The sequence below is a fragment of the Acetivibrio cellulolyticus CD2 genome, assembly GCF_000179595.2.
Lineage (GTDB): Bacteria > Bacillota > Clostridia > Acetivibrionales > Acetivibrionaceae > Acetivibrio > Acetivibrio cellulolyticus.
Genome location: NZ_JH556659.1, coordinates 932,310 through 932,613, shown reverse-complemented (window position 1 = coordinate 932,613; position 304 = coordinate 932,310).

Below are 304 nucleotides of genomic sequence, written 5' to 3'. Positions count from 1 at the left end.
GCATAGTTCTGCCATTTGCAATTATGGTAACATCGTTATATGTTCCCATTTCACCTTCAATAACTATTTTCACATCCGGACTTTCAGCAATGTTATCAGCCGCATTGGCTACAGAAGCAAATGCAGTTACAACAAACAAAAATACTGACAAACAAAACCTAACTTTTCATGTAAATTTACCCCTAATTTTAATATATTAGTTATTTGCGAAATGCTATAACGCTTGAATTTACTGCATTTCAAATTGATTATTTTTATTCGTTTTCCCCCTCTGCTTCTAGTAAAATATAGGTATCTAATCCAA